General features: G+C 36.3%; 12 protein-coding genes. 4 read left to right on the forward strand and 8 right to left on the reverse strand.

Translation table 11 applies throughout. From position 1 onward, the window contains the following. The first annotated feature begins 454 nt into the window (after positions 1 to 454). Entirely contained in the window at positions 455 to 1,360 is a 906-nt protein-coding gene (locus tag F4V57_RS02225) for a hypothetical protein (protein ID WP_070068674.1), read from the forward strand. A 128-nt stretch (positions 1,361 to 1,488) separates the two neighbouring features. Here the strand turns inward: F4V57_RS02225 and prmA are convergent, their stop codons facing one another. The 4 genes from prmA to F4V57_RS02245 form a co-directional block, all read right to left on the reverse strand. Next, complete coding sequence (gene prmA / locus F4V57_RS02230; protein WP_070068707.1) at positions 1,489 to 2,385, reverse strand: 50S ribosomal protein L11 methyltransferase; 897 nt, start codon at positions 2,383 to 2,385, stop codon at positions 1,489 to 1,491. Positions 2,386 to 2,554: 169 nt separating this feature from the next. After that, positions 2,555 to 3,301 carry an IS5 family transposase gene (locus F4V57_RS02235; protein WP_070068673.1) on the reverse strand — a complete coding sequence of 249 codons (747 nt, stop codon included), beginning with the start codon at positions 3,299 to 3,301 and terminating at the stop codon, positions 2,555 to 2,557. Between the two features lie 172 nt (positions 3,302 to 3,473). Continuing rightward, a complete protein-coding gene (gene ahr, locus F4V57_RS02240; protein ID WP_070068672.1) occupies positions 3,474 to 4,499 on the reverse strand; it encodes an NADPH-dependent aldehyde reductase Ahr in 1,026 nt (341 codons plus the stop codon). Positions 4,500 to 4,510: 11 nt separating this feature from the next. Continuing rightward, a complete protein-coding gene (locus tag F4V57_RS02245; RefSeq protein ID WP_070068671.1) occupies positions 4,511 to 5,086 on the reverse strand; it encodes a DNA-3-methyladenine glycosylase I in 576 nt (191 codons plus the stop codon). A 291-nt stretch (positions 5,087 to 5,377) separates the two neighbouring features. Between F4V57_RS02245 and F4V57_RS02250 the strand changes: the two genes are divergently transcribed. Further along, the gene (locus F4V57_RS02250) at positions 5,378 to 6,268 is read left to right on the forward strand and encodes a DMT family transporter (protein ID WP_070068670.1); all 891 of its coding nucleotides are present in this window, start codon (positions 5,378 to 5,380) and stop codon (positions 6,266 to 6,268) included. A 135-nt stretch (positions 6,269 to 6,403) separates the two neighbouring features. Beyond that, complete coding sequence (glyA, locus tag F4V57_RS02255; RefSeq protein ID WP_070068669.1) at positions 6,404 to 7,657, forward strand: serine hydroxymethyltransferase; 1,254 nt, start codon at positions 6,404 to 6,406, stop codon at positions 7,655 to 7,657. Between the two features lie 62 nt (positions 7,658 to 7,719). Here the strand turns inward: glyA and F4V57_RS02260 are convergent, their stop codons facing one another. Then, positions 7,720 to 8,076: a hypothetical protein gene (locus F4V57_RS02260; protein ID WP_070068668.1), complete on the reverse strand. Its 357-nt coding sequence runs from the start codon at positions 8,074 to 8,076 to the stop codon at positions 7,720 to 7,722. An 87-nt stretch (positions 8,077 to 8,163) separates the two neighbouring features. Between F4V57_RS02260 and F4V57_RS02265 the strand changes: the two genes are divergently transcribed. Then, positions 8,164 to 9,597, forward strand: coding sequence for an aminotransferase-like domain-containing protein (locus F4V57_RS02265; RefSeq protein ID WP_070068667.1), 1,434 nt, complete (start codon positions 8,164 to 8,166; stop codon positions 9,595 to 9,597). Between the two features lie 41 nt (positions 9,598 to 9,638). Here F4V57_RS02265 and F4V57_RS02270 read toward each other — a convergent pair whose 3' ends face one another. The 3 genes from F4V57_RS02270 to F4V57_RS02280 form a co-directional block, all read right to left on the reverse strand. Next, the gene (locus F4V57_RS02270; protein WP_070068666.1) at positions 9,639 to 10,553 is read right to left on the reverse strand and encodes an ABUW_2363 family tetratricopeptide repeat lipoprotein; all 915 of its coding nucleotides are present in this window, start codon (positions 10,551 to 10,553) and stop codon (positions 9,639 to 9,641) included. A gap of 77 nt (positions 10,554 to 10,630) precedes the next feature. Further along, positions 10,631 to 11,428: a serine O-acetyltransferase gene (gene cysE / locus F4V57_RS02275; RefSeq protein ID WP_070068665.1), complete on the reverse strand. Its 798-nt coding sequence runs from the start codon at positions 11,426 to 11,428 to the stop codon at positions 10,631 to 10,633. Next, on the reverse strand, positions 11,421 to 12,257 hold the full coding sequence (locus F4V57_RS02280) for an RNA methyltransferase (protein ID WP_070068664.1): 837 nt from the start codon (positions 12,255 to 12,257) through the stop codon (positions 11,421 to 11,423). Before F4V57_RS02280 ends, cysE begins: the two co-directional genes overlap by 8 nt. Between the last annotated feature and the right edge of the window lie 25 nt (positions 12,258 to 12,282).

Raw genomic sequence — 12,282 nt, forward strand, 5'->3', positions numbered from 1 at the left:
GAATTTGTTTTGATAGAGGCAAGTGTATGCAAACAATTAAATCTTAAAAAATAATAAAAAGTTAAATCTTTATGAAAAAAAAGACTATAGGTAAAAATATGATAAAAATTGTAGAAAAAATGCCTTGAAAACTAGAGGATTAGATTAAAAAATTGTCTTATAGGAAAAAAAGCTTTATATATTGAAAAAAAGTATTTAATTAATTGTGATATATATGTCCTAGAAATTTACTTAGATCGCTTATTTAATAATGGACTAGCATAACATCATGTAAAGTGATCTCAAGTTTATTGAATTAAAATGATCAGGTGGATTTTATGATGAAAATTTAATGGAAATAAACGATTTTTTAATAGAAATTTGATGAAGAGGGATGAGGGTTTAAACCTGATTAATACATAAAAAATCATTGCAAGAAGTGAGTTTATTATTTTATTTCTAATGGAGTTTTAGCATGTCTAATATTGCTTATTTTCGAATAGTACAAAGTTTGTTTCTAAAAAAAATTGTTTACTCTAGTTTTATTTTAATGACAGTTTTATGTTTCAGTTCAAATAGCAAAGCCAAAGAAGATTCTTTTATTGGGTTTTATAATGGCTCTAAAATGGAATTAATGTTTCATTTATATCTACTGCCCAATCATGAGTTTGTAATTAATTTAAGTTATGGCTCAGAAGATCGTGTAATTTTAGGATCCTGGATTCAAATAGAGAAAAATAAAATCCATTTGACAGAGATTAGAGATCAGGACGATTCATTTTTCGTTTATGCAGCAGAGGGTAGTGGAACAAGCCGAAAAATTGAATTTAGATCATTTGATGAAAATACCTATAATGCTTTAGCGTTTGGAGAAATATTTAATAGAAAAGCGTTGAGATATATTTTAAAACCAGATGAAAATAATTTTTACTACACTTATGATCTTGATAAAAGTGTTGCTAGTTCAAAAAAAATTTATCTTAGTCGCTCAATTTCTCAAGATAAGCACGAAGTATATGAATTTGAACCCAAAGATAATAATCATAATGTATTGCTAATATATAATCGATTAATAGATAAACCGTTGTTTACTCTTGATGCAGTTTTAAAAGATGATGTACTTTTTACTGTTGATGATATGGAATCACAGCCTTTAGGCAAAAAACAATTGCTTCCAAAAAATATTATGTTTCAGCTCTCTGAAGTTAAAAAGCTTCATCAAATTCCTGACCAGCTGATGTCTGAAAAAGATGGTAAGCCTATTAAATATAAGCGATTATTTCCCATAAAAAAATTTACAACAATCATGAAGCTTAATCCACAGGAGTCTTACTTTGGCAGTGAAAAAATTGAGATTTCAAAAATTATGTATGGACAATGAGTCAAATCATTGTCGTGAAAATAAAATTTGATATTTGCTTTTTAAGTGACATGCTTCTTATTAAAGAAAAACAATCGCATTCATAGACTTGGATGCGATTGTTGATAATATTTGTTATAAATAGTCAATTAATCTTTACGATAACCGGATAATCGGCACCAGTTTTCTTCACGCATTTGTTGGCCAGTTACTTCAAAATAAGGATGATAGGCTTGTTTGACATCCTCAATTTGTTCTTCGATTAAGCCGGCCAAGGCAAATTGTGCCTGTGGTTTAGTCAGATTGTAGAAGGTTTCAACCAGCATCATTAATGGTTTGGCCAGAATATTTGCAACCAGTACGTCCGCTTGAACAGTAAATTCTTGTTCAAATTCTTCCGGTAAGCCTACATATAAGCGGTCTGAGACGCCATTTAACTCGGCATTTTGTTTGGTTGCCAAAACAGCTTGTGGATCTATATCTGTGGCATATACTTTTTTTGCTCCTAATAATAGGGCAGCAACGCCTAAAATCCCTGATCCACAGCCATAGTCCACAACAATTTTATCTTTTAAATCAATTTCAGCAAGCCATTGTAAACATAAAAAAGTACTGGCGTGATTACCTGTACCAAATGCCAAACCTGGATCCAGTTTAATATTGGTTACTTGTGGGTTAGGTGCTGCTAGCCATTCAGGAACAATCCATAAGTTATCTGCAACTTGAATGGGTTCATAGTAATCCATCCATGCCCGTTCCCATGCTTGGTTTTCTATTACTTCACTATTTATCCTGGCATCAGGAAGTTGCGCCAGAATAAACGTGCTTAAAGCATTTGCATCAATTGGCTGTTGAGGTTCTTGCTGAAATATGCCGGTGACAATTACTTTATCCCATAATGGTGTTTCTCCAGGTAATGGTTCTAGTAATGCCTGATCTTCTGCATCGTCTAAAGTTACACTGACCGCACCCAAAGACAGTAACAATGTTTCCGTTAATTCGACTTGTGATTTTTCTACGGTAATATGGATTTGTAACCAGTTCACAGATAAGGCCTTCATCAAAAATTTAGCATATTGTACACTGACTTATTCAGATTAAATGGATCAAATAAGATTTTTAAGAGATAAATCTTTGATATGCCTGTTTTAAAAAGAAACGATATTTTTAACTTTGTCCTGATTTTTGGTTTATATATTAGGGCCTGTTGACATTTCATAATGATAGCCAAATAAATATACAAGCTAAAGCAACTGAATTCTCATAGTTCTGTTTTAGCTTGTCATAGCGTGTAGCAATTCCTCTAAATTGTTTGAGTTTTGCAAATGTGTTCTCAACCAAGTGCCTGATTTTATATAAGTACCAATCCATGTAATTATTGTTCGATCGTGTGTTGGACTTTTTTGGAATATTAACCTTAGTTGCTGTTTCTTCTATCTGTTCTCTCAATGCCTTCGAGTCATATCCCTTATCAGCACTAAGAACATCGGTATCTGTTAAGTCTATTTTATTAAGCAATGCAGGAGTAACTTTCATATCATGGGTTGTGCCATCATGAATAAGAAATTGAATTGGATTCCCATTTGAATCTACGGCTAAATGAATTTTAGAACTATTTCCACCAATGCTTCTTGAAATAGCTTGATTCTTGAGTCCTTTGGCATGTTGATGTGCCCGAATATGGCTAGTATCAATAAATACCCATTCTAGATCAGCATATTTTGACAATAACTTAAATATTTTTAAAAGCTTATTATCTTTAGACCATCGGGTGAACCATTTAAAGATCGTATTAGACTTACCAAAGGGCTCTGGTAAATCTTGCCAAGGGCAACCTGTTCTAATTCTATAGAGAATTGCTTCAATAAAATTTCTGAGATTATATTTGAGATAAATACCAAAATTATGGACAATAGATTTCAGCTTTGACCAGTGTTGATCAGTCAGCATTGTACGAGGCATAGTGAGAAGTAGATTTGGTTTGGCGATTGAATTTTACTTTCTCGCTATTTTTTTTGCACAGCAAATGTCAACAGACCCTATTTTAAATAGCTTATAAAATGACCTTTGAAAATAATTGCTTGGAACTGGAGGGAAGAGCATCATTGGATGCTCTTCCTGATATTTGAGGTTTTTAATCAAAGTCAGCTTTAAGTACAACGCGGTAACGTACTTTTCCTGATTCAAGGTGATGAATTGCATCATTAATTTTTGACATTGGAAAAAGTTCAATTTGTGGCGCTATATTTTTACGTGCTGCAAATTGCAACAATTGTCGTAAGGCAGCAGGAGAACCTGTTGGGGAACCTGTAATTGATTTTGCTCCACTAATCAGCATGGCTGCTGGCGTAGCAATGGGTTCTAGTGGAATCCCCAATAAATGTATGCTGCCATTGGGTGCAAGAGTGGCAAGATAGTTTTGCCAGTCCAGTGTGACATTAACAGTGCTTAGTAATAAATCAAATTTACCTTGTTGTGATTTAAGTGCTTCCGAGTCACGACTATTTACAACATGATCAGCACCCATCGCTTTTAATTCGGCAGTTTTATCTAAACTTGAAGTGAAAGCCGTAATTTCACAGCCCCAAGCTTTGAGTAATTTAATTGCTATATGTCCTAAACCACCAATACCAATTACGCCAACATGATGAACGGCCTGAATTTTATGTTTGAGCATAGGATCAAATACGGTAATACCACCGCAAAGTAAAGGGCCAGCACTTTCTGGGTCAAGATCATTGGGTAGAGGAATAATCCATTGCCATCCTGCGCGTACTTTATCTGCAAAGCCTCCGGCGTGCCCTACAATTGTTGCTTTATGCTCCCCTGTACACAATACTTGTTGTCCAGAAATACATTCATTACAGGATTGACAACTTTCAGCTGTCCAACCAATACCGACACGTTGTCCAATTTTTAGACCTTTTGCTTCGCTACCTAAACGAAGAATCGTTCCAATGACCTCATGACCACCAACAACAGGGTATTGTGATACACCCCATTCATTGTTAATCATTGAGATATCAGAATGGCATAGTCCACAATATTCAACTTTAACTTCTACTTGATGCGGCTGTAATTCACCGGCATCAAATTGGTAAGCAGCTAATTCTGCACCTGCTTCTTTAGCAGCGTAGGCTTGAATGATATTGTTTGACATCATAAACTCCTTCAAATTGTGTGAATGGTATTAACCTTTTTAAATGAACAATGATTTTCATGATCATTGACCATGCCGCAAGCTTGCATAAAGGCATAACAAATAGTTGGTCCAACAAATTTAAAACCCTGTTTTTTTAAAGTTTTGGACATCATCTGACTGATTTCAGTTTGTGCAGGTGCCTGACGGTAATCTTCAATAAGGTTATTTTGAGGGATGTGATTAACAAATTGCCACAACCATTGTGTAACATCTCCAACCTCCTGTTTTAAGGCTTGCCACGCCAGTGCATTATCACGAATAGCTTTTAATTTTCCCAAATGACGAATTAATCCTGAATCTGTAAGTTTACTGATTAATTGTTGATCTGTGATATTTGCAATATCATTAATTGAATATTGAAAAAAATGTTCACGGTAACATTCTCGTTTTTTTAAAACAGTAATCCAGGAAAGGCCGGCTTGTTGACCTTCCAGACATAATAATTCGAATAAAGCGTGTTCATTATATAAAGGTTTACCCCATTCATGATCATGATAAGATTGATAAATGGGATCATCGGAACACCAGCCGCAACGTTGTTTCATAACTATCTTTTTTGTGATATTTTTTATATTTTAGCATGGATTATGATGCTGATTTTCTAAGTAATATTTTTTGTGATGATAAATTATCAATTACTGAGGTAATATAGATAGCGGTTCTATTGTTTAATGTGTTCATTTTCTATCAGAGATCTATTATCAAAGCTAATCATTATAAAAACTAGAAAATCATAGCATACGATATGGTTTTTTGAGTAGTAAGTAAGCCATATTCAATGGCACCTAAATCCGTTAAATTAACGCACTCAAATTACACATTTTAGGCTAGTCATCATGGCATTTAGCTGGATTCTTTTTACTCTAATGGCTGCATTTACTCAGGCGTGGCGTAATGCCTTTCAAAAGCAATTGAGTCATACAGTAGATGTCTACGGTGTCACACTGGCAAGGTTTATTTTTGCATTTCCTTTAGCGATTACTTATGTATTGATCTTATATCAATTTGACCCTGTTCAAATTCGTATTGAGTTTAGCCAACGTTATTGGGTTTGTATTGTCATTGCAGGATTAGCACAAATTGCCGCAACTGCTTTAATGGTTCAATTGTTTAAACAAAAAAATTATGCGATTGGAATCGGGCTGGCTAAAAGTGAGGCCATCCTTGCTGCGCTAATTGGAGTGGTATGTTTGCAGGAGCATTTATCCATATTAGGCTGGTTGGGCGTCTTGATGGGAGCGATTGCTGTTTTTCTGCTTAGTCAGGGTAATCAGCAACATACTGGATTTTCGATATCTACCTTAATGATTGGTATTGCCAGCGGGCTATGTTTTGCCATCACTTCATTATTGGTCAGACAGGCCAGCCTGGAATTGACCATATTACCTGTTTTTCACCGTGCAGCTTGGATCTTATGCAGTGTAATTGGCTTTGAATGTATGATTTTATTGTTGTTTTTGAGCATTTTTAGTCGACAAACCCTGATAGCATTATGGCAGCAATGTATATTAACCGTAAAGGTAAGTTGCTGTAGTTTTATTGCATCATTAGGTTGGTTTACTGCCATGAGTATACAATCTGTTGCCATTGTCAAAACTCTAGGGCAGATTGAAGTGGTGTTTAGTTTATTGATTTCTGCTTTTTTCTTTAAAGAACGTTTGGCAAAAACAGATCATTGGGGCTTATTGCTGATTGTTATTGCTGCCATTATGGTTATTTGGGCTTAAATTATTAAACAAGGAATAAATAAAATTCAGTAAAAATTAAATAAATATCAGTCTTTTTTAAATAAAACTTCATGTTACAATGGTGCGCACTTAAAGCGCGGCTTTATCAGCCCTTAAAACATAGGAATATTATTCATGTTTGCCAATATTTCTCTTGCGGAATTTGATCCGGAATTAGCCAAAGCGATCGTAGCTGAAGACCAGCGTCAGGAAGATCACATTGAGTTAATTGCATCAGAAAATTATACTTCTCCAGCCGTGATGGAAGCTCAAGGTACTAAGCTAACCAACAAATATGCAGAAGGCTATCCAGGCAAACGTTACTATGGTGGCTGTGAGCATGTTGACGTTATTGAGCAGCTTGCAATTGACCGTGCAAAAGAATTATTTGGTGCAGATTATGCCAACGTTCAACCACATGCAGGTTCTCAAGCAAATTCAGCAGTTTATCTTGCATTATTAAATGCTGGTGATACAGTTTTGGGTATGAGTCTTGCACATGGCGGTCACTTGACACATGGTGCAAAAGTAAGTTTTTCTGGTAAAACATATAATGCAGTTCAATATGGTTTAAATCCAGAAACTGGTGAAATTGATTACGAAGAGGTCGAGCGCCTAGCATTGGAGCATAAACCACGTATGATTGTGGCCGGTTTCTCTGCTTATAGCCGTGTTGTAGATTGGCAGCGCTTCCGTGATATTGCAGATAAAGTTGGTGCTTACCTATTTGTAGATATGGCACATGTTGCAGGTTTGGTTGCAGCAGGTGTATATCCTAGCCCAGTACAAATTGCCGATGTGACAACAACAACAACACATAAAACACTACGTGGCCCACGTTCTGGTTTGATTTTGGCAAAAGCCAATGAAGAAATTGAGAAAAAACTGCAATCAGCAGTATTTCCAGGTAATCAGGGTGGCCCTTTGATGCATGCAATTGCTGCTAAAGCGGTATGTTTTAAAGAAGCAATGACACCAGAATATAAAGTGTATCAGCAACAAGTGGTTAAAAATGCGCAAGCAATGGCTGAAGTATTAAGCCAGCGCGGTTATGATATCGTTTCTGGTGGTACGGATAATCACTTGTTCTTATTGTCTTTGATCAAACAGGATATTACTGGTAAAGATGCTGACGCATGGCTGGGGCAGGCACATATTACTGTCAACAAGAATTCAGTACCCAATGATCCTCGTTCACCATTTGTAACTTCTGGTATTCGTATTGGTACTCCGGCAGTAACAACTCGTGGTTTCGGTGAAACAGAAGTTCGTGATTTGGCGAACTGGATCGCTGATGTACTTGACAGTAAAGGTGATGCTAACGTGATTACTGATGTCAAAGCGAAAGTTACAGCTGTATGTGAAAAATTCCCTGTATATGCAAAATAATCAGGGCTAATTCAAAAAACCGATGTCATGGTAGACATCGGTTTTTTTATGCTTTTCAAATATTAAGGCAATAAATCCAGTTGTATGGTGTATTTATCCTTTTGAAAATATGGATAAGAAAAAGTCAGGATTAGATTAGTTGAAGTAAATGTACAACGAATATTCACCTGATCAGTTTTTTTATGAATAAAATGATCAGGATCAGCATTTTTAATTTGATACTGATAATCAATGTATTGTTGAGCAACATGACTCGTATCTATTTTGGTCGTATTTAAATTTAATCTGTCTATTCCCTGTAAAAAGAAATAATTATGAATAATTCCCTGACAAAGCTGATCTTGTTTGAGGGTAGATTGAGAAACAGGATGACATGCGCAAAGCAAACTAAATATGCTAACTAAACCTAATATTTTCAATGTCTTAACCTCCTAAAGCTGTGTGGAAAGGTTAAACTGAAAATATGATAGAATATAGACACACATTTCACTAAAAAATGGATACAGATAATGTTTTATTATCAGCGCCTGGCTAAGCAGATCACCGAAAAAATTGATCATGGTGAACTGGAAGTAGGTGATAAATTATTATCAATCCGTCAATTTGCACATCAGCATCAAGTTAGCATTAATACTGCAAAAGGTTGTTATCAATTACTTGAAGCCAATGGAAAAATTGTTGTAAAACAAAAATCTGGATATTATGTTGCTGAAAAATTTGAGAAATTAATTCCTCCTGAGCAAGATTTTACATCCTATCCAAGAGAAGTAAGTAATCTGGAAATTTTGGTTGAAATTCAACAAACAGCAATTCAGCCTAATTATATTAATTTAGGAACCATACAACTTGACCCTGAGTTTATTCCGGTAAGCAATTTAAGACGTTCACTAAATCGTGCATTAAAACATGCCAAACCTGAAGATTTTTTGTATTGTGATCGACGTGGACATGCTCAGCTTATTCAGGCTTTAGTGGAGCATTGGCGTGAAGATGGTCTATATATTGATAAGCAGGATGTTTTTATTTCATCAGGGTGTTTGCCAGCAATTGCTTTACTGATTCAGGTACTTACTCAAGAAAATGACAGTATTATTGTCCCTTGTCCAACATTTAATGGTCATTTACAATTAATTGCTAATTTAAATCGTCAGATTATTGAGATCCCAGCCAGCGGTCACGGTATTGATTTAGAGCGGTTGGAACAAGTGATGCAATCGGGTCAGGCAAAAGTGTGTTTATTAACTGCAAATTTTCAAAATCCTTTGGGATATTGTTTAACTCATCAGCAAAAACAAGATATTGCTCAATGTGCAGCACGTTATCAATGCATGGTCATTGAAGATGATTTCTTTGCAGAATGTGGCTTTGATAATGTACGGCCTTTACCAATTAAATATTGGGATAAGAATGGATATGTCATTTGGTGTGGTTCTATTTCCAAGTCTATTTCTAGTGCTTATCGAGTAGGTTGGTTTTGTATTGGTGAACAATCGCATGATCTAAAAACTCGTTTGACTGCACAGAATCCACCAGTCAGTACTCCTTTACAGCTCGGTTTGGCCGATTTTATTCATAGTCGTGCCTATCATGAATATCTATGTCGGTTAAGACCAAAATTAAAAGTTCAAATAATTGATTACATTAGATTTATTCGTGAAATTTTTGATAAGGTTTTAATCGAAATCAGGCAGCCAGAAGGTGGTTATGTATTGTGGCTAAAATTACATCCTCAACTGGATAGTAAAGATGTGTATTATGCCGCTAAAATACTGCATATTAATATTGTCCCAGGAATTGTATTCAGCGAAGATGCTAAGCATATACAATATTTGAGGCTTAATGCTGGGCATAAGTTGACCAGTAATATTAAAAACGCATTGCAGAAAATTGCAACGTGTTGTGAACATATTTTAGCGCATAAAGTAAAAAATAATGGCTGAAGAGCTGCCAATATGAAATTGGCAGGTTCAGATAAATGAAATTATGACGATTTTTGAACTTGCCAAACGTTGTAACGTTTGCCAGCTTCAATTTCTTTAATTAATTGGTCAACTACTACACTTTCGGTTGGATATTTGATTTTATAATTTTTTAAAGTAGTTAATGCATTTTTCTTTTGATCCAGATAAAGGTACGTATTGGCAACAGATAAGTAGGCCTCCTGAATACCTGCTTTCATTGCAGTTTGTAAATATGGAAGACCTTCTTTGAAACCACCGCCTTCAGCTAAACCAAAGCCTAACCAGAAACTAATGGTTGGATCATTGGGTTTCATTGCCAATAAACGTTTTGCATACCCTAAAGCTTTAGGACCATAGATATCTCCCATATCCAAGTTCCGTGCCATACCACTGGCTTTGGCTGCACGCATTAAAACATCGTAGGAAGCATTTGGATTTGCTGCAAGAGGATCAAGCTGCTGAATAATTTGTTGCAGTTTACGTTCAAATCCATCTTGTTCTCGTGCAGAGGCAAAATGTGCCGGATAATGACGAGCTTTACCTTCGAGTAAATTAAGAAAATCATCAATATCGGTAACATCTAATTCATCTTGTTTTGCCAATACGCCATAGCGCATGGTTTTGTCTTGGCTATTGATTAATGGCACAAGTAAACGATTTTTATCGAGTAAAATTTCATGAGAGTTTGGATTATTTGGATCGGACTTAACTTTCAATGCCTGAACTGGTGCAAGTGAAGCTTGATAGAGATGAGTTTCAAATTCCGGTGGTTGATTATAGTTTTCAGGATTTAGTGCATAAAAAGGTGCAGAAACCTGAGGTTCATCAAATTGAATCGGTTCAAGAGGTTTTTCTGTAGTTTTGTTTGGCGTAGTGCTACATGCAACAAGAAAAGTAGAGCAGGCGGTTAAAGTAATTAGCGATTTTAAATGCATCATTTTCGTCCAGATTTTAAATTTTAAAAATGAAACCAGTCTAGGTAAAAAATAACGCGGTTTCAACAAGAGTTACGTTATTTGGGTAATTTGTTGTCAATCGTTACATCCAGCTCCTGCTTCATTTCATCCAGAATCTGTTTATCCTGTTTGGATAACGGTGGTAATTCAGATTGTTTGAAGTCCGGATCAAGCTTGCCTAATTGATGACATAATTGTTTGATCTGTACTTCATTTTGTTGTAAACGCTGCATTAAGATACGCATACTTTCAAGTACTGTATCGGTTTGTTCCAGTGGTGCTGCATAAGCTTGAAATTCGCTAGTGGTCTGTTCTGCTGTAACTACAGCAGAATTTGCTTCTTGTTTAACGATAAATCGTGCTGAGCTACCAATCGCTGTGGCGCCTGCCGGAACGGCTTTGGTGACTACAGCATTTGAACCAATTTTAGCATTTTTACCTACGCGAAATGGCCCCAGAATTTTAGCTCCGGCCCCTACAATTACGCCGTCCTCCAGTGTTGGATGGCGTTTGCCCTTATTCCATGTGGTACCACCCAGTGTCACACCATGGTATAAGGTTACATCGTCACCAATTTCAGCAGTTTCACCAATGACAACACCCATACCATGATCAATAAAAAAGCGTTTTCCAATTTTTGCACCTGGATGAATTTCAATGCCTGTGATCATTCGATTAAAAGCAGAAAGTGTACGTGCTGAGCCTTTACATTCCTTTTGCCACAATTTATGTGCAACACGATGCATGATCAGGGCATGAATTCCTGGATAAGTGATTAAGACTTCCAAAGTATTTCTTGCAGCAGGGTCACGATCAAAGACGGCTTGAATATCTTCTTTTAGCTGTTTAAACATCCAATTGTTCTCCAGAAGTATGTGTTTTTTGCGGGGATTGCCATGAGCCTTTGGCCAAAGCCTGAACTCGGGTAAATACCCCTCGTAATAGATTATATTCCATACGATCTAGTTGAATACGTCCAAATAAGCGCCGTAATCTTAAAGGTAGTAATCTTGGGTTATTTACATCCAAAAAGTCAATATCAACAAGCATTTGTTCTATATGTGGATAGAATTGCTGCATTTGTTGTTGGGTAACCAAAGGCTCATCCCATTGCATGTGCTGATCTTGAACCAATTGCATGGGTACTGTTGGGTTAGTGATTTGTTCTGTATAGGCCAAAGCACTCATGCGTAGTTCATAGCAAACGACCTGAATGGCTTGAGCCACATTAAGTACGCCATATTCAGGGTTCACAGGAATAGTTAAATGATAGTTGGCCAGTGCAAGCTCTTCATTTGTTAAACCGCGATCTTCTCGTCCAAATACAATTGCAACATGCTGTCCTTGATTGGTCGCTTGAATAGCTTCCTGACTGGCAGGACGTACATCCAGTAACGGCCACGGAATAGTACGACTGCGTGCACTGGTACCAAATACCAGATGACAGTCTGAGATGGCATCTTCGAGAGTTTCAACTATCCGTATTTTTTCAATTAAATCAGATGCACCGGCAGAGAGAGCCTCAATATCTGGGTGTGGAAATGTTTTGGGACTAACCAGCACCAATTGGGATAATCCCATGGTTTTCATTGCACGTAATGCGGCACCAATATTGGCTGGCAGAGTGGTATTTACCATGACGATCCGAACATGATTTAAAGCCAGATCACTAGAGATTTTCATGTCGCTTATCCAGTAAAAATTATGA

Origin of the sequence: Acinetobacter qingfengensis, from assembly GCF_008693185.1 — a bacterium.
GTDB classification, from domain to species: Bacteria; Pseudomonadota; Gammaproteobacteria; order Pseudomonadales; family Moraxellaceae; genus Acinetobacter; species Acinetobacter qingfengensis.